17 protein-coding genes and 4 tRNA genes are annotated in these 18442 nt (G+C 41.0%); 7 read left to right on the top strand and 14 right to left on the bottom strand.

Annotated elements, in window-relative coordinates; genetic code table 11:
- Positions 1 to 66: 66 nt before the first annotated feature.
- The 11 genes from I9192_RS20155 to tpiA form a co-directional block, all read right to left on the bottom strand.
- The gene (locus I9192_RS20155; RefSeq protein WP_004826378.1) at positions 67 to 657 is read right to left on the bottom strand and encodes a LemA family protein; all 591 of its coding nucleotides are present in this window, start codon (positions 655 to 657) and stop codon (positions 67 to 69) included.
- Between the two features lie 251 nt (positions 658 to 908).
- Positions 909 to 1304 (bottom strand): ribosome-binding factor A, encoded by a 396-nt coding sequence (locus I9192_RS20160; protein WP_004826375.1) that lies wholly within the window; start codon positions 1302 to 1304, stop codon positions 909 to 911.
- Positions 1304 to 4012 carry a translation initiation factor IF-2 gene (infB, locus tag I9192_RS20165; RefSeq protein ID WP_004826372.1) on the bottom strand — a complete coding sequence of 903 codons (2709 nt, stop codon included), beginning with the start codon at positions 4010 to 4012 and terminating at the stop codon, positions 1304 to 1306. The genes I9192_RS20160 and infB overlap by 1 nt, the downstream gene beginning before the upstream one ends.
- Before the next feature lie 10 nt (positions 4013 to 4022).
- Positions 4023 to 5507, bottom strand: coding sequence for a transcription termination factor NusA (nusA, locus tag I9192_RS20170; protein ID WP_004826370.1), 1485 nt, complete (start codon positions 5505 to 5507; stop codon positions 4023 to 4025).
- Positions 5508 to 5541: 34 nt separating this feature from the next.
- The gene (gene rimP / locus I9192_RS20175; RefSeq protein WP_004826368.1) at positions 5542 to 6066 is read right to left on the bottom strand and encodes a ribosome maturation factor RimP; all 525 of its coding nucleotides are present in this window, start codon (positions 6064 to 6066) and stop codon (positions 5542 to 5544) included.
- A 201-nt stretch (positions 6067 to 6267) separates the two neighbouring features.
- Positions 6268 to 6344 (bottom strand) — tRNA-Met (locus I9192_RS20180).
- A gap of 103 nt (positions 6345 to 6447) precedes the next feature.
- Positions 6448 to 6524: transfer RNA gene (locus I9192_RS20185), tRNA-Met, on the bottom strand.
- Positions 6525 to 6599: 75 nt separating this feature from the next.
- Positions 6600 to 6676, bottom strand: a tRNA-Met gene (locus I9192_RS20190).
- A gap of 44 nt (positions 6677 to 6720) precedes the next feature.
- Positions 6721 to 6805 (bottom strand) — tRNA-Leu (locus I9192_RS20195).
- Between the two features lie 53 nt (positions 6806 to 6858).
- The gene (secG, locus tag I9192_RS20200) at positions 6859 to 7200 is read right to left on the bottom strand and encodes a preprotein translocase subunit SecG (protein ID WP_005035388.1); all 342 of its coding nucleotides are present in this window, start codon (positions 7198 to 7200) and stop codon (positions 6859 to 6861) included.
- A 9-nt stretch (positions 7201 to 7209) separates the two neighbouring features.
- Positions 7210 to 8004 (bottom strand): triose-phosphate isomerase, encoded by a 795-nt coding sequence (gene tpiA, locus I9192_RS20205; protein ID WP_005035386.1) that lies wholly within the window; start codon positions 8002 to 8004, stop codon positions 7210 to 7212.
- 278 nt (positions 8005 to 8282) lie between these two features.
- On the opposite strand from tpiA, the gene pilB reads away from it, so the two are divergent.
- The 4 genes from pilB to coaE are packed head-to-tail and all read left to right on the top strand — an operon-like array spanning position 8283 to position 12764.
- On the top strand, positions 8283 to 9998 hold the full coding sequence (gene pilB, locus I9192_RS20210) for a type IV-A pilus assembly ATPase PilB (protein WP_026040257.1): 1716 nt from the start codon (positions 8283 to 8285) through the stop codon (positions 9996 to 9998).
- A gap of 27 nt (positions 9999 to 10025) precedes the next feature.
- Positions 10026 to 11255 carry a type II secretion system F family protein gene (locus I9192_RS20215; RefSeq protein WP_005035382.1) on the top strand — a complete coding sequence of 410 codons (1230 nt, stop codon included), beginning with the start codon at positions 10026 to 10028 and terminating at the stop codon, positions 11253 to 11255.
- Between the two features lie 2 nt (positions 11256 to 11257).
- Complete coding sequence (locus I9192_RS20220; RefSeq protein ID WP_005035380.1) at positions 11258 to 12139, top strand: prepilin peptidase; 882 nt, start codon at positions 11258 to 11260, stop codon at positions 12137 to 12139.
- Positions 12140 to 12164: 25 nt separating this feature from the next.
- On the top strand, positions 12165 to 12764 hold the full coding sequence (gene coaE, locus I9192_RS20225; RefSeq protein ID WP_005035377.1) for a dephospho-CoA kinase: 600 nt from the start codon (positions 12165 to 12167) through the stop codon (positions 12762 to 12764).
- A gap of 46 nt (positions 12765 to 12810) precedes the next feature.
- Here the strand turns inward: coaE and I9192_RS20230 are convergent, their stop codons facing one another.
- The 3 genes from I9192_RS20230 to ppnP all read right to left on the bottom strand — a co-directional run bounded on the left by I9192_RS20230 (position 12811) and on the right by ppnP (position 14991).
- Entirely contained in the window at positions 12811 to 13731 is a 921-nt protein-coding gene (locus I9192_RS20230) for a DMT family transporter (RefSeq protein ID WP_005035375.1), read from the bottom strand.
- 40 nt (positions 13732 to 13771) lie between these two features.
- On the bottom strand, positions 13772 to 14524 hold the full coding sequence (rlmB, locus tag I9192_RS20235; protein WP_005035372.1) for a 23S rRNA (guanosine(2251)-2'-O)-methyltransferase RlmB: 753 nt from the start codon (positions 14522 to 14524) through the stop codon (positions 13772 to 13774).
- A gap of 143 nt (positions 14525 to 14667) precedes the next feature.
- Complete coding sequence (gene ppnP / locus I9192_RS20240) at positions 14668 to 14991, bottom strand: pyrimidine/purine nucleoside phosphorylase (RefSeq protein WP_004718357.1); 324 nt, start codon at positions 14989 to 14991, stop codon at positions 14668 to 14670.
- Between the two features lie 528 nt (positions 14992 to 15519).
- On the opposite strand from ppnP, the gene recN reads away from it, so the two are divergent.
- The 3 genes from recN (at position 15520) to ruvX (ending at position 18428) form a co-directional block, all read left to right on the top strand.
- Positions 15520 to 17181 carry a DNA repair protein RecN gene (gene recN, locus I9192_RS20245; RefSeq protein ID WP_005035369.1) on the top strand — a complete coding sequence of 554 codons (1662 nt, stop codon included), beginning with the start codon at positions 15520 to 15522 and terminating at the stop codon, positions 17179 to 17181.
- Between the two features lie 256 nt (positions 17182 to 17437).
- A complete protein-coding gene (locus I9192_RS20250) occupies positions 17438 to 17992 on the top strand; it encodes a YqgE/AlgH family protein (RefSeq protein ID WP_005035367.1) in 555 nt (184 codons plus the stop codon).
- Positions 17985 to 18428 carry a Holliday junction resolvase RuvX gene (ruvX, locus tag I9192_RS20255; RefSeq protein WP_004826353.1) on the top strand — a complete coding sequence of 148 codons (444 nt, stop codon included), beginning with the start codon at positions 17985 to 17987 and terminating at the stop codon, positions 18426 to 18428. The genes I9192_RS20250 and ruvX overlap by 8 nt, the downstream gene beginning before the upstream one ends.
- The last annotated feature ends 14 nt before the right edge of the window (positions 18429 to 18442 follow it).

The following is an 18442-nucleotide window of genomic DNA, read 5'->3' on the forward strand; positions in this document are numbered from 1 at the left end:
ACTTAAATAATAGAGAGGTCTTTCATCTCTTTCGAGTGATTCACCAAATAAGAGAAAGCCCAGTGATTAATTAAAATTCACTGTTGGTGCTTTCGATGCGCCTGCTTCAGCACTAAAGTTTGGTTTGGCTTTCATTCCGATCACTTTTGCAGTCATTGCTTGTGGGAACTGACGTACATAAGTATTGTAGTCTTGTACCGTCTGAACATAGCGTGTTCTTGCTGTACTGATTCGGTTTTCAGTCCCCTCTAATTGCACTTGTAAATCACGGAATTGCTCATTGGCTTTTAAGTCAGGGTAGTTTTCAGTGACGGCTAAAAGTCGAGATAATGCACCCGTCATTTGTGACTGTGCTTCTTGATACTTTTTAAACAATTCTGGATCGTTCAATACTTCTTTATCTACTTTTAAACCTGCAACATTGGCACGCGCCTCAGTCACTTCAGTTAAAACTTTTTCTTCATGCGTTGCATAACCTTTGACGACATTCACAAGGTTAGGCACTAAATCTGCACGACGTTGATATTGGTTTTCCACTTCAGACCAAGCCGCATTGACGGACTCATCTTTGGCTTGCAAAGTATTATAACCACAACCTGAAAAAGCCAAAGTACTCGCTAAAGTCAGTGCTACCAAACCTTTTTTCATTGAATTCATTGCTTATTCCTCAGAGATATTTATTTGTATTTGTTGATATATCTGCATTCTATACAGTTTCAGGCAAAGTTTTGTTTAATTTCTGCTATCTATTCGCAATTAAGCTTTTTGGGAATGACATACATTTTTTAAGAAAAGTGCGTTAAGGCGAAACTACTCATTATTTTAGAATATAGTTTAAAAGATGGGGCTTGATAGCCATATTTTCTCAGATATAAGAAAGCCACCCTGAGGTGGCTTTCTACAAATACTTATTCTTCGTCTTTTTGCTCAGGTAAATCTTTTACTGCTTCTGCGATTAAACCAAACATATAGTTACCATAAGCATTGGTTTTATCGTAATGAAAGCGCAACCGAGGCGTTATACGTGTTTTGATCCGACGACCTAACTCGTGACGCAAGAAACCAGAGGCTTTATTTAACACATCCAAGGTTTCTTTATTTGCTGCTTCGCTTTGCTCATCACCAAGTTCACGCCCCATAACTGTCACGTAAACTTCTGCATAACCCAAGTCAGCACTGACTTTCACCGCAGAGATGGTCACAAGACCACCTAAGCGTGGATCTTTAAGCTCTTGACGAATCAGTTCTGACAACTCACGTTGTACTGTATCCGCCATGCGCTTAAGACGTTGACTACCCGCCATTAAAGACTCCGTTTGATCAACTGAACATCATATACTTCGATTTTATCGAGGGCTTTGATGTCTTTATAGCCTTTAACAGCAAGGCCACATTCCATACCAGCACGAACTTCTTCAACCACTTCTTTATAACGGCGAAGAGACTCAAGCTCACCTTGGAATACCACCACATCATCACGAAGTACACGAATTGGTTTATTACGATGCAATACACCTTCAAGTACCATACAGCCCGCAGCAGCACCGAATTTACTTGAATGGAATACTTCACGAACTTCTGCAACACCCAGAATCGTTTCACGATGTTCAGGTGCAAGTTTACCACTCATTGCCGCTTTCACATCATCAATAAGCTGATAAATGATTGAGTAGTAACGAATGTCGATACCATCAGCATCTGCTTTTTGACGTGCAGTATTATCAGCACGTACGTTAAAGCCTAGCAGTACAGCTTCTGAAGATTCAGCAAGAGTAACATCAGACTCAGTGATTGCGCCCACGCCCGAACCGATTACACGGACTTTAACTTCATCAGTCGCAAGATCAGCCAATGCAACATGCAATGCTTCCAAGGTACCACGTACATCAGTTTTAAGCACAACATTCACGATAGGCACATCTTTCTTGCCCATAGATGCCATGATGTTTTCAAGACGCATCGCACTTTGACGTTCAAGACGTTTTTGACGTTCACGATCCATACGAGCATCAGCAACTTCACGTGCTTTTTTCTCGTCATTGACAACAAGCACTTCATCACCCGCCATTGGCGCTTCAGGAAGACCTAAAATCTCAACTGGAATCGAAGGACCTGCTGATTGAATACGTTGACCATTTTCATCTGTCATCGCACGAACACGTCCGTAAGATGCACCAGCAAGAACAAGATCACCAACTTTCAAAGTACCGTTTTGAACCAGAATAGACGTTACCGCACCACGGCTATTGTCTACACGCGCTTCGATCACAACACCTTGCGCAGCACCTTCTTCAGATGCTTTCAACTCTAACATTTCAGCTTGAATTGAAATTAAATCTAGAAGCTCATCGATACCTTGACCAGAATGCGCTGAAACCATTGCAACTGGGACATCACCGCCCCATTGTTCAGGCACGATTTCTTTGGTCGTCAATTCGTTCAATACACGATCTGGATCGGCAGATTCTTTATCCATTTTGTTGATTGCAACAATAATCGGAGTACCTGCAGCACGAGCATGATCAATTGCTTCCGCAGTTTGTGGCATTACGCCATCATCTGCTGCAACAACCAATACCACGATATCTGTAGCTTTCGCACCACGTGAACGCATTGCAGTAAATGCAGCATGTCCTGGTGTATCAAGGAAAGTAATAATCCCTTTATCAGTGGTTACATGATAAGCACCGATATGCTGTGTGATACCGCCCGCTTCGCCTTGAGCCACTTTAGCACGACGAATACGGTCAAGAAGCGATGTTTTACCATGGTCAACGTGACCCATGATGGTAACCACTGGTGCACGTGTAGTTTGTGCTCCACGCGCGCCTTCAGCTGCTTCGAGCAAGTTATCTTCAGCTTGTGTATCAGAAACAAGAACTGGATTATGTCCCATTTCCTCAACAATCAATGCTGCAACTTCTTGATCAATGGCTTGGTTTTGTGTAACCAATTCACCCATTTTCATGAGTGATTTAATCACTTCACGGACTTTAACTGCCATTTTTGCAGCCAAGTCAGCAACCACGATTGTTGAACCAATTTCAACGTCATACACTTGCTTTTTAACAGGTTTTTCAAAACCATGTTTATTCGCTTGGCTGGTTTTTAAACCACGTTTATGTGGGTTATGACTGAAAGATTGTTCTTCCTGACCACGACGACCACCTTTCTTCGGAGAACGTGTATTTGCAGTATTGGTACCACGTTTGATTTCACGGTCTTCTTTTGCAAATGAGTCTTCATATGCTTGACCAACCAAACCAGCAGCCAACGGTGAATCATCAACTACACGAATAGTCGTTGTTGTTTCATCAGAAGAATACTTAGACGCCATTTGACGCATTTGCTCAAGTGTACGTTGTTGTGCTTCTTCTGCTGACTTACGACGAGCCGCTTCCTCAGCAGCTTTTAATTGGGCTGCCTGAGCTTCACGCGCACGCTTTTGTTCAGGTGTTTCAATTGTTTTTACAGTTGCTTTGGTAATCGGTTTATTGGTCGACTTACGTTTAACAACCACTGCTGCTTTTGGTGTTTCTTTTGCTGCGGTTTGCTGTTTTGCCGCAGCACGCATTTTTTCTAAATTGGCTTTTGCAGAGCTTTCTGTTTTTTCAGCTTCATTTGCCACAGGCACTTGCTGTGCTTTTGGCGCTGAATTTGCCTGAGCCGTCGCTTGCGCTTTTGCTAAAGCTTCCGCTTTAATTTGTTCAGGATCTGGCTTAGTAAACGTATGTTTTTTACGAACTTCAACATTGATAGTTTTAGCCTTACCTGAAGTACTCGCCACTTTCGCGGTACTTGTCGTTTTACGTTTCAACGTGATTTGTCCTGCTTGTCCCGTATCTTGACCATGAGCTTTTTTCAAATGGTTCACGAGCACATCTTGCTGTTCAGTAGAAATTTTGTCTTCAGCCTGCTTTTGAGGTAACCCAGCTTCACGCACCTGATCAAGGAGCTTTGTAACTGGAAGTCCTACACTGACTGCTAACTCTTGAATTGACTTATCCGTCATGTACTACCTCCTAGTTAAACCATGATTCACGTGCTTTCATAATCAATTGACCCGCTTTTTCAGCGCCCAAGCCTTCGATATCAGAAATATCATCCGTTGCTTGATCCGCCAAGTCATCGACTGTGATTACACCGCGTGCTGCTAAAGCCTGTGCAATTTCAGAAGTCATACCTTCCATCGCAACAAGTTCTGGACTTGGGTCCTGAATATCTTCTTGCTGTTTTAATGCATCAGCCAAAGCGGCTTCTTTTGCGCGACTTTGTAGTAATTCAACTGTATCTGCATCCAATTCGATTTCATCGAAAGTTTCCGCAGGTACATAAGCAATTTCCTCAAGTGAGGTAAAGCCCATTTCTACCAAAGCCATTGCGAGATCTTCTTCAATATCTAGACGCGTAACAAACATATCTAAATACTGTTGAGCTTCATTTTGTTGACGAGCACGATACTCATCTTCAAGCATCATATCTAACTTATAACCTGTCAGCTCTGATGCTAAACGAACGTTTTGTCCTTGTGAGCCAATTGCACGAGCAAGTTGATCACTGGTTGCAAAAATAATATCCGCTGTGTGGGCATCTTCATCAATCACGATACCCGATACATCTGCTGGCTCTAAAGCACTTGCGATATATTGAGCTGGATCATCAGACCACACCACAACATCAATACGTTCACCATTTAACTCTGATTGTACCGCTTGGATACGTGTACCACGCATACCAATACATGCACCTACAGGGTCAATACGATGGTCATTGGTTTTGACCGCGATTTTTGCGCGTACACCCGGTTGACGTGCTGCTGCTTTAATTTCAATGATTTCCTCAGAAATTTCTGGAATTTCTTTTTTCATCAAAGCAATCAGCATTTCAGGTTTAGCACGAGACAATAGTAACTGTGCGCCACGACCTTCACGATTCACATTATAAAGAATCGCATTCATACGTTGTTTTGGACGAAGAATTTCTTTTGGAATCATTTCTTCACGTGCCAAATATGCTTCTGCGTTATCACCCAAGTCAATGATAAAGCCATCTTTGGTTTGTTTTTTCACTTCACCGTAGATTAACTCGCCCACTTTAGACTCATAAGCATCAGCAACCAATGCACGCTCTGCTTCACGAATTTTTTGTACAATCACTTGCTTAGCAATTTGCGCAGCAATACGACCGAAATCAATTGATGGCACTTCAAGTTCACGAATATCGCCGATCGACCATTTTGCAGGATCTACATCAGAAATCGCATCCTGACATGCTGGCATTTCGTGATCTTCATCTGCAACCACTTCCCACTGACGAAAAGTACTATAATCACCGGTTTTGCGGTCAATTTCTACACGCAACTGCGCTTCTTCCGAATTCGTTCCTTCGTAGAATTTCTTTTTAGTCGCTGCAACTAAAGCCTGTTCAAGTGCTTCAAAAATTGCTTCACGACTCACACCTTTCTCATTACTAACCGTTTCAACGACGGTGAGAATTTCACGTGCCATAAGTCACCTATTTATTCAGATTTCTATTTCTGGATTAATCCTGAAAGATCAAATTCGCTTTGTCTATGTTGTTACTGTCTATCTCAAGTACCTGCTGTTTTTCAACTTCGACTTGAATCATTTCATTTTCTAAATCTACAGCAACCAACTTGGCTTGGAATTTACGACGATTTTCAACGGCTGCAATCAAACGCAATGCAACTTGTTGTCCGATATATTTTTCTAACTGCGCCAACTGAAAGAATGGACGATCCCAACCTGGAGAAGACACTTCCAAAGCATATTCACCTGAAATTGGATCATGCACATCTAAGATTGCACCCACCTGTTGAGTCACACGCACACAGTCCTGTACGCCAATACCACGACCCAACTCAACCTCACCATCTTCATTTATGGTTGGCTCAGCATTTTCAGCAACGTCTTTATCAATATAAATACGCAATAAAGAACGCTTACCTTGAGGAATGAATTCAATCCCCCAAAGTTCTACATCACAAGCTTGCACTGCAGGAGTTATTAAATCTTGAAGTGCTTGAGTTTTATTTGATAGCTTCATTTACTCTCGTCATATTTGTGCGATTCAATCGCTCACTGGACTTATTCAACTTACTATAGTGAAGCATGTCTTTTTGACCAATTGATGTCCACACCACACGATAGCCAATAAAAAAGGGCGTAATCGCCCCTATTATCGCACAGTAAATCGTAATTCACTATGCAAAAAGACCCACCTATCTGTGAGCCCTTTTTAGAAACTTGGTAGCGGGAGCTGGATTTGAACCAACGACCTTCGGGTTATGAGCCCGACGAGCTACCAGACTGCTCCATCCCGCATCAGCGTTGCAAAATTATATACAAGAACTTTGAATTTTTCAATCAATATTAAAACATTGATCATTCTATTTTCTTGCTTGATCAAGTTGCACCTTAATCAAAATGGTAGCGGGAGCTGGATTTGAACCAACGACCTTCGGGTTATGAGCCCGACGAGCTACCAGACTGCTCCATCCCGCAACAATACTACAAATTCACAAATAAAATAGACTTTTGATCTACATTACCTTTAATTAAGTTGCATCTTAATTAAATTGGTAGCGGGAGCTGGATTTGAACCAACGACCTTCGGGTTATGAGCCCGACGAGCTACCAGACTGCTCCATCCCGCAACAATGTTTTTTAGCCGCTAGCACCAACAATACTGGTTTATTGTTGGTGCGGAAGGGGGGACTTGAACCCCCACGCCCGAAAGCACTACCACCTCAAGGTAGCGTGTCTACCAATTCCACCACCACCGCAGCTGTGACGCATTCTAGTCGCATCCCTCAGAAAAAGAAAGGACTAATTGACATTATTCGCCAGTTTTTGGTGCAGTTGGCGAAGTTTCACCCGTATTTGTTGTTGCAGGTGCAGTTGTTTGGGTTGTCGTTTGTACTGTTTTCAACCCATAAGCATCTGTGGTTTGCTTTTTCGCAAAGACTGCTAGGCTTAGGCTGGTAATAAAAAATAAAGCCGTCAAAATTGCAGTTAATCGGGTTAAAAAGCTTGCTGAACCTGAAGCACCAAATACCGTAGCTGCGCCACCACCACCAAATGAAGCGCCTGCATCTGCACCTTTACCATGCTGAACGAGAATAAGCCCGATCATTAAAACGGCCAAGATGATATGTACAACCAGCACAAATGTATGCATGCTGAACTCCTATTCTTTTGTATTAGCAAATGCTTGAGCAATTTTATAAAAAGACTCTGCATTAAGTGATGCACCACCGACCAGTGCACCGTTGATATCTGGACACGCAGCCAACTCTACTGCATTTTCAGCTTTGACACTACCGCCATATAAAATAGCCGTTTGTTGTGCTTCAACTGTAATTTGAGTTAAACCTTCACGAATTTTTGCATGCATCGCTTGAGCATCTTGTGGCGATGCGGTCTTGCCTGTTCCAATCGCCCAAATTGGCTCATAAGCAATAACAATATTGTGCCACTGCCCTGCTTTTACAACCGCAGCAAGATCACAAATTTGTTGTAAAACCACCTGTTCAGCTTGACCCGTCTCACGTTGTTCGAGGCTTTCCCCAACGCAATAAATAACAGTTAGCCCAGCATTCAGCGCATTGGTCAGTTTCGCTTTTACTTTCACAACATCATCACCAAAAATTTCACGGCGCTCAGAATGCCCAACCAATACATAATCAATCTGACTATCTTTGAGCAATTCTGCACTCACTTCACCAGTATATGCGCCAGTACCTGACATTTGAGACAAGTCTTGAGCAACAACCTTAACGGGTGATTGAGCATCTTGAAGTTGTTGCTGTACCGACAATAAAGCAATAGAAATCGGCGCAACACCCAAATGACATTGTTGTTGTGTAATTGGGTTTTGTTGTAAATACTGTTTTAAGTCTTGTATGAGCTGTTGCGAATTCGCTTGCATTGGGTTCATTTTCCAATTGCCGACAACCCAAGGAATAATAGTCGAACTCGACATACATCTAACCTTTTATCGAAAATGTGCACATTCTACACGGAATTTAGATTTTTAAAGTATTTTTTCTTTATCAATTCGCACTTCTGTTCTAAAGTCTGTCAATGAATATATGCGCTAGAAATATAAAACGTTTCAAAGATCGTCAACAAAAGTCAAATTGGCGCAAATTATGGTTAAAATATGTTTTTAGAAGAATACGTTTAATTCTAGATATTTTTAAGGATCATCGTATAATTTTATTATTCCAATTATAAAATTAAATTTAAAGTGTTTTGGGGATGTCTATGCAAAATGGTTCACCTAAGTTTTCGGGTTATATCCGTCGCTTAGTCGATGAAGGCTTTTTATCTGCTCAGCAAATGAAAGATGCCTTAACAAGCGCTCAAAAAAGTAAAACCCATTTGGTGCCTTACTTGATTGAGAAATTAGCGATCTCACCATTGCTGATCGCTGAAATGATCTCTTCCGAGTTCGGCGAGCCTATTTTTGATCTAGACAGTTTTAACCCTGAAATGTTGCCCAAGGACATTGTTGACGCCGGTTTGATCAGCAAACATAGTGTGATTCCATTGGTGCAACGTGGTAATATCTTATATGTTGCCACCAGCGACCCCACCAATATCGAGGCACTTGATGCGATTCGTTTTAGTTGTGGTCTAAACATTGAACCAATCATCGTTGAACATCATAAATTATTAAAAAATTTAGAAAAGCATTTTACTGTAGAAGAAAGCTTTAATTTTGGCGATGAAGATTTTGATGTCGATATTATTGCGACGGATGATGCTCCACCTTCAGATGACGATGATGAGGAAACTTCCGAAGAAGAAGCACCGATTGTTAAATATATCAATAAACTGTTGATTGATGCCATTCGAATGGGCGCCTCAGACTTACATTTTGAACCTTATGAAAAAAGTTATCGTGTTCGCTATCGCGTAGATGGCGTACTGAGAACCATTACCAATCCCCCACTGCAATTGGCAAATCGTTTGGCATCCCGTTTAAAAGTCATGTCGCAAATGGATATTTCAGAGAAACGTATTCCTCAAGATGGGCGGATCAAACTTAAACTGTCTAAAACCAAAGCTATTGATTTTCGTGTGAACTCACTTCCAACATTGTTTGGTGAAAAATTAGTTCTGCGTATTCTTGATCCTTCCAGTGCCATGTTAGGGATTGATGCTTTGGGCTATGAAGAAGATCAAAAAGCTTTATTTATGGAAGCACTAGAAAGACCACAAGGCATGTTATTGATTACCGGTCCAACAGGTTCTGGTAAAACCGTATCTTTATATACTGGCTTAAATATCCTCAACACCGAAAGTTCCAATATTTCAACCGCAGAAGACCCTGTGGAGATTAATTTGGAGGGGATTAACCAAGTAAACGTCAATCTTAAAGCAGGATTGACCTTTTCAGTCGCGCTAAAATCATTTCTTCGTCAAGATCCAGATATTATAATGGTCGGGGAGATTCGAGACCTTGAAACGGCTGAAATTGCAATCAAAGCAGCCCAAACAGGTCATATGGTGATGTCCACACTGCATACCAATAGTGCACCAGAAACCTTGACCCGATTGCGCAATATGGGTGTGCCATCCTTCAATATTGCAACATCGGTCAATCTTGTGATTGCACAACGTCTTGCTCGACGTTTATGCAACCACTGTAAAGCACCTATTGAAATTCCGAAACAAAGTTTGTTAGAACTGGGCTTTACTGAACAAGACTTAAACCATCCTGATTTACAGATTTTTCAGCCTATGGGCTGTTCTGAATGTAGAGAAGGTTATAAAGGACGAGTCGGTATTTATGAGGTGATGAAAGTAACACCTGAAATTTCAAAAATTATCATGGAAGATGGCAACGCACTACAAATTGCAGCAGCATCTGAGAAATTGGGGTTTGATAATTTACGACGTTCAGGTTTAAAAAAGGTTATGAATGGTTTAACGTCTTTACAAGAAATCAACCGTGTAACCAGTGAATAAATATAATCAATATTTAAGGAAATTGTTATGGCAGCTAAAAAAGCGCAAATGATGCCTACCTTTGCTTATGACGGGGTTGATCGTAAAGGAATCAAGGTCAAAGGAGAATTGCCTGCACGCAATATGGCACTCGCCAAAGTCACGTTGAGAAAACAAGGCATAACCATTAAAACCATTCGAGAAAAGAAAAAGAATATTCTCGAAGGCTTAATGAAGAAGAAAATTTCAACTTTAGATATCACCATCTTCACCCGTCAGCTTGCCACCATGATGAAGGCGGGTGTTCCCTTAGTACAAAGTTTTGAAATTGTTGCCGAAGGTTTAGAAAACCCTTCTATGCGTGAAGTTGTCCTAGGGATCAAGAGTGAAGTTGAAGGCGGAAATACTTTTGCTGGCGCCTTGAAAAAGTATCCTCGTTACTTTGACAGCTTATTTTGCTCTCTGGTTGAATCTGGCGAACAATCGGGTGCTTTGGAGACCATGTTGGATCGTGTCGCGATTTATAAAGAAAAAAGTGAATTATTAAAGCAAAAAATTAAAAAAGCCATGAAATATCCTATGACAGTGATTGTTGTTGCAATCATTGTGACGATTATTTTGATGGTCAAAGTTGTACCTGTCTTTCAAGGCTTATTTAGTTCCTTTGGTGCAGATCTACCTGCCTTTACTCAAATGGTGGTGAATATGTCCAATTGGATGCAAAGCTATTGGTTTATTATGATTATCTTTATCGCAGTTAGTATTGCTTCTTTTTTAGAAGCAAAAAAACGTAGTCAAAAATTCCGAGACTTACTAGACCGAACTGCACTCAAACTACCCATTTTTGGCGATTTGGTTTACAAGGCGATTATTGCGCGTTATAGCCGCACCCTTGCAACTACCTTTGCGGCAGGGGTTCCCCTCATTGAAGCACTAGAATCTACTGCGGGTGCAACCAACAATGTGGTTTACGAACAAGCTGTGATGAAAATTCGCGAAGATGTGGCTACAGGTCAACAACTAAATTTTGCCATGCGTGTAACCAATAAATTTCCCTCTATGGCTGTGCAGATGGTCGCCATTGGTGAGGAATCAGGAGCACTGGATGCAATGCTCGATAAAGTGGCTACGCACTTCGAAAATGAAGTCGACAATGCTGTGGACGGTTTAACCTCAATGATGGAGCCTTTAATTATGGCAATCTTAGGCGTCTTGGTTGGTGGTCTTGTGATTGCCATGTATCTTCCAATCTTCCAAATGGGTTCAGTGGTTGGTTAATAATGGGTATGTTTCACGATTTTTTAAACCTTCTGATTCAATCATCGACTGCGCTCTATATTGTTGTCGGTCTAGTTAGCCTGTGTGTGGGGAGTTTCCTCAATGTGGTGATTTATCGCACACCAAAGATGATGGAAAAGGAATGGCGGCAAGAGTGGCAAGCAGAATGTCAATTGCTTGCTGGTTCTCAACAGATCGTCATTGACGAAGAAAAACTGAGTCTGAGTCAACCAGCGTCTACCTGTCCACAATGTAAAACACCGATTCGCTGGTATCAAAATATCCCCGTGATCAGTTGGTTGGCGTTACGTGGTAAATGTGCTTCATGTCAAAACCCCATCAGTATCCGCTATCCTTTGGTTGAACTACTGACAGCAATCGGCTCCTTAACCGTTGTTGCAGTATATGGACCAACACTGCAAATGGTGTTTGGCGTATTGCTGACATGGGTACTGATTACCCTGACCTTTATTGATTTTGATACACAATTATTACCTGATCGTTTTACCTTAACACTCGCGGCTGTGGGTTTAGGAATTAACTCATTTGAAATATATACCACGGCAAACGCTGCAATTTGGGGTTATATTATTGGTTTTCTTTGCCTATGGATTGTCTATTACCTGTTTAAAATCGTGACAGGTAAGGAAGGCATGGGTTATGGTGACTTTAAGCTTCTTGCTGCACTGGGTGCTTGGATGGGACCGTTGATGTTGCCTTTAATTATCCTACTTTCCTCGGTTGTCGGGGCAATCATTGGTATCATCCTGCTAAAAATTCGTAAGGAAAATACTCCTTTTGCTTTTGGACCCTATATCGCCATTGCAGGTTGGATTGCATTCTTATGGGGCGAACAAATCATGAAGATTTACTTAGGTCAATAATTTAAACATCGATGAGGATGACAACATGACTTTTATCTTGGGCTTAACAGGTGGCATTGGAAGTGGTAAATCTGCAGCAAGTCAATGGTTTGAGTCCCAAGGAATTGTTGTTGTTGATGCAGATATAGTGGCACGAGAAATTGTTGAAAAGGGTCAACCTGCGCTTAAAAAAATCCAAGAGGTATTTGGCGATTGGACTTTAACGGCAAATGGTGAACTGAATCGTCGTGCATTAAGAGAACACATTTTTAAAGATGCTTCGGCACGCCAACAGCTCGAGTCGATTACCCACCCTGCGATTCGAGTCTCAATCATTCAACAATTACAAGCAGCCAGCAGCCCTTATGTGATTTTGGTTTCTCCACTGTTGTTTGAAACCAATCAGCACGAACTGACTCAACGTACTTTATTAGTAGATGCCAGTGAAGACTTACAAATCTTACGTGCATCGCAACGTGATGGGCAATCTATTGAGCAAATTGAAAAAATCATTGCAGCGCAAATGCCACGACTTGAAAAGCAAAATCATGCAGATGATATTATTTTAAACGATGGTCATATTGATCATTTATATGCAAAATTAGCACCTTTACATCAATACTATCTAGAACTTGCAACAGCTTAATTCTGCACAATCACTTACCAAATCAATGATATGTAACTAAAAATACTCATTGATTATGTTTATTAACATCTAAACGTTGTTGCAAACTGTCTTTATGGTTAAACCAACGCCAAGGCTGTAACGCCCCAATTCCCATACCAATCAAACCGCAGATCATTGCCAAACTTAATGGCTCATTTAACAAAGGCACAGCAATTATTGCCGCGATAAAAGGTGCCAGTGTTACGATACTGCCTGTTTTAAATGCACCAAGACGCTTAATCGCTTCTACATAGGCTAAGGTTGCCACGATCACGACAAATACACCATGAAAAAGTGTCTGTAGCAATAAATGCGGTGTTGACGCTTGGTCCAAATGTTTTGGTAAAAATAATAGATAAATCGGTACATAAACGATAGCGGACCAGATCGCTACACCTGCCATAGAATGCCATGCAGAAAGCTTCCACTGACGCAGTAATACTGTAAAAATTCCCCACCAGATTGCACTGAGAAAAAATAGCAAATCACCAAAACCAAATGCCACACCCGTTTGTTGATACATCAAGAAACTCATCACGGAGATTGCCAATAACATGATAATCAAACTGATCCATGTATGTTTGTCAAAAGGTTGGCGATAGAGGAAATAACCCGCTAAGGCAGTACATAATGGAATACAACCATTTAGAAAAATTGCGGCATGGGCTGCTGGTACAAAATGGAATGCACTATAAGAAGTTAAGCAATAAACAACACCACCAACCATAGCCAAAATAAAAGGTTGTTTTTTAAATAGAAAAGCTGTGTCTTTTTTATAAATTAAAATAGGCATCAAAATACAAAATGCCAAAGAAAAACGTAATGCGGTAATGTCCCAAGGGCTGATATGCCAAAGCGCATTCAGCCTTGAGGTAATGGTAAATCCGCCCCAAATACACATGGTGATTGCCACATAAATGTAGCCTTGGGTACGTGCGGTCATCATTATGTTTTCTCAAATACGATCAATCATCGCAATGATCGAATTAACTTGCTTGACGTTGGCGACATGCTTCGTACAATGCCATACCTGTCGCCACACTGACATTCAAACTTTGCAAATTCCCAGACATGGGAATAAATACAGTTTGATCACATTGTGATTGGGTAATTGGACGCAAACCCGTATCTTCGGCACCCATCACCACACATACAGGCGTTCCTGTAAAATCGAACTTGTGAATAGGCAATGCCTTTTCGTCTAACATCGTGCCCACCACACGAACATGATAATGCTCTTTAATATGACCCAGTGTTCGCGCCAAATTGGTCACTTGAATAAATTTCACTTTTTCAGCACCACCCGCAGCGACTTTACGCGCAGTCGGCGTCAATGTCGCAGAACGATCACGCGGTACAATCACGGCTTCAACCCCCATCGCTGCTGCTGTACGAATACATGCACCAAGGTTATGAGGGTCTGTGATGTGATCAAGTGCCAACAACAATGGTGAATCAGTGCTTTCTAAAAGTTGATCAAGATCTTTTTCATTCAACACAGGATTTGGACGTACTGCCGCGACCACCCCTTGATGGAAAGGTTGTCCTGCAAGTTTTTCCAAGCTATCACGACTGGCTTTTTGCACACTGATCCCAAACGGTTCAGCAAGCTGTAAGATACGTTGCAAACGCTGATCATCACGCCCTTTTAACGTAAATAAGGTTAAAACACGTTCAGGTTCCAACTCTAATAATGACTCCACTGAATGAACGCCATAATAATATTCGGACTTCGCCATGAACAACCTCATTAACAACAGGATGATAGAAATGAAAAATCCTGCAAAGCCAACTTTACAGGATTCTATTTGATGATTCAGTCTAACCGATTTAGCTGAGAAATTCTTTGCTTAATTTCAAAACACTCGCATTGTTACAGTGTTTAGCCTTCCAAATGACAAACGTAATCGAGTACATCATCTGTTTCAATTTTAAAACGGCTATTTCCAGGGACATAAAAAGATTGTCCGGCACGGAACAGCTCACTTTCTTCGCTGTCTGCAATCTTGACACGACATTCACCAGAAATAATTTCCATACGCTCTGGGACATGTGTTTCAAATGTTAAAGCTTCCTCAGTAGGAAGAATAACGCCTAAAGTCTTTTTTGTTCCGTCTTCAAATTGCACAGTGTGACTAATACATAGACCACCAAAATATACATTGGATTTTTTAACTACGGATACGTGATCGTACTGAGCTGACATGCGTATTCTCCAGATAATGCGCATTTATAAAAATTATGTTCGATGTAGTTTAATGTCGTGCTACAAACTAATCAATCGAAGATTTTATTGTGGTGGCTTCGCGCCTTTACAAATTGACATGGGTAATCGTCATCAGTTCATCTCTTCACTGAAGCAAAGCCTGAAAACGCAACTCTAATACAAGCAAAGGATATGCCTATTTATAGTCTCAATTTGCGTTCGATATAAAGTGATTGAAGAATTGTGATATTTACTACTTTATCCTTAACTATTCGAGGCTCCCTCACTTCTAAGGCATTATGAATGTCATCATTGGATAGATGGATAAAGCTTAGGTTTATTTAGAAATATCACCTCAATACTCGCTTTATACATAGCCTATCGATTGTTTAAACTCAAGACATTTTATTTTCAGCTTAAATCTATTTAAAATACTTAAAAATATGCGCATTAGAATATTTTCTGACTTGTGACTAAAACAAAACTTCACTATCTTAGAACTTCACCGTTCGCAGCTTGGATGCGTTTATGCTGACACACTTAAATCTGATCAATTTTGCTTTAGCGGATAATCTTGCCATTGATATTGAAAAAGGCTTCAATGTCCTCACAGGCGAAACAGGTGCAGGTAAGTCATTATTGTTAGATGCACTATCAGCCTGCCTAGGTGAGCGTACGGACACCAATTATGTGCGTTATGGTTCAGAGAAAGCAGATATTACTGCAGTTTTTAGTTATCAACCTGAAAGTCCTGAAGCAGTATGGTTAACCACCCATGAATTAGATGATGAATCTGGTGAAATTCATTTAAGACGCGTGATTTTTGCCACAGGTCGCAGTAAAGCATGGATTAACGGGCGTCCAAGTAGCCTTGCTGAACTGAAAGAACTAGGACGTTTGTTGGTACAATTATATAGCCAGCATAGCCAACAACAACTTTTGGAACCACCTTATCCCAAACACTGGTTAGATCGTTATAGTAATTTTTACCAAGCCGCTCAAGATGTTCGTGATGCCTATAGCACATGGCAAAAAAACATTCGTATTCATCAAGCAGCTATAGATGCACAAGCTAATCGCCTGCAACGTATTGATACTTTAAAACTGCAACTCGAAGAGCTTGAGGATGTGATTCGGGTTGACTACAAAGAAATAGAACAAGAATTTGACCGTTTAAGTCACCACGAACACATCATGCAAGATTGTGGATACAGCTTAAACGTGTTGGATGAGTCAGAACAGAATATTACCCAAGAAATTTCATCTATTATTCGTCGTCTTGAATCGCATGCGGGTCGTAGTGAGCAATTGTCAGAAATCTACAACTCTTTGATTAATGCACAAAGTGAAATCGATGATGCAACAGCCAATTTACGTCAGTTTATAGATCGTCAAAGCTTTGACCCTGAGCGTATGGATGAACTCAATAAGCAACTTGAAGTCTTCCATCGTCTGGCACGCAAATATCGTGTTCAGCCTGATGAGCTTAAACAGCAATATGAAACTTGGCAAAATGAATTAGAACAATTACATCAACTTGAAGACCCTGAGACATTGGCAGAGCAAGTTGAACACGCCCATCAAGCTTTTATAGAAAAAGCGCAGTATCTAGATCAAATCCGTCGCCAAGCTGCTGAACCTTTAGCCAAACAACTAACTGAACAAGTTAAACAGCTGGCACTACCTGAGGCGCATTTTGAGTTTAAATTTGAACCTTTAGAACCTGTTACTGCGGAAGGATTAAGCTTTATCCAACTGCTGTTTACAGCCAATAAAGGCATTCCTCCTCAACCGCTCGCGCGTGTTGCTTCTGGAGGTGAATTATCACGTATCGCACTTGTCATGCAAGTGATGAATGCTGAAAAAACCGAAGCTGAGGTTTTGGTTTTTGATGAAATTGATGTCGGTATTAGTGGCGGTACTGCTGAAATTGTTGGGCGTCTATTGGCTGGTTTAGGTCAACATGTACAGATTCTTTGTATTACCCATCAGGCTCAAGTCGCAGCACAATCAGACCAACATCTATTGGTGAAAAAGCTCCAAACTGACCCTGCAAGCAGTACCATTGTGGAACTTGAAGAAGAGCAACGAATTTTAGAGTTGGCACGCATGACTGGTGGTATTGAAATTGGTGAAACCACATTACAACACGCCAAACAACTCCGACAATTAAAATTCCAGCATTCGTAACAAATGCATTTATAGTGTCTATTGCTACTTCAATCATGATTTGGAGCGGCCATATAAATGCTCCTCAATTGAGAAGCATTTAACTTAAAGTATGTTTTTTGATTAATTTTTCACCAAACCCATTGCAAAACCTCACTGTTTTTGTAGGCTTTTGAAATATTCACAACCTATTGATATTAATTGTGCTATTTATATAGTTATAGATTTTCTCAAAATTAAAATATTTAACCTGAGTTCGGCAAGGAGCTGCATATCGGTGACCAAACAATATCTTTCTCATCGTTGCCTAATCGCCCCTCCTGATCTTGCGGATGATTTCTTTGCGAATACCGTAATTTATATTGCCCGCCATGATGGAAATGGAGCACAAGGGATTATTATCAATCGTCCTTCTGGCATTCAAGTCAAAGAATTGCTCAATGACTTAGACATCGCAGCAGATAATGTCCATCCACATGAAGTTTTACAAGGGGGTCCTTTACGCCCAGAAGCAGGCTTTGTTCTGCATACTGGACAACCGACTTGGCATTCTTCAATTGCAGTGGGTGAAAATCTTTGTATCACCACCAGTAAAGATATTTTAGATGCGATTGCCCATAATGAAGGGGTCGGGCGTTATCAAATTGCTTTGGGTTATGCCAGTTGGACTAAAAATCAATTGGAAGAAGAAATTGCTCGTGGAGATTGGTTGATTTGTGACTCAGATATGGATCTGGTATTTAATTTACCTTATACCGACCGTTGGGATGCAGCTTATCGTAAAATAGGCATTGATCGTACTTGGTTAGCTTCTGAGATTGGACATGCCTGATTTAAATTCACCGCAACTCATTATTGCATTTGATTTTGGTACACAAAAAATGGGCATGGCGGTGGGTTCATCTCTCATTGAAAGTGCAACACCGCTTGCACTTTTCCCGATGAAAGATGGCATCCCCAATTGGGATGAGCTGTTAAAAATCGTTAAACAACACCAACCAAATTTATTTTTGGTCGGCTTGCCGCTCAATATGGATGATTCTGAATCTGAATTATCAACCCGAGCACGTAAATTCGCACGGCGCTTACGCCATCAAACCAACATTGAAACAGTTATGGTTGATGAACGTTTGACCACCCGTGAAGCACGAGATGAACTTGAACATTATCAAGCTCAGGGGCGTGCAAAAAAATTAGCCGCTGACAGTATCGCAGCTGCATTATTTATCGAAAGCTGGTATCGAAATCCTGAAGGGATTACGCCATAATTTGAGTCATTTAA

The organism is Acinetobacter bereziniae (assembly GCF_016576965.1).
Lineage (GTDB): Bacteria > Pseudomonadota > Gammaproteobacteria > Pseudomonadales > Moraxellaceae > Acinetobacter > Acinetobacter bereziniae.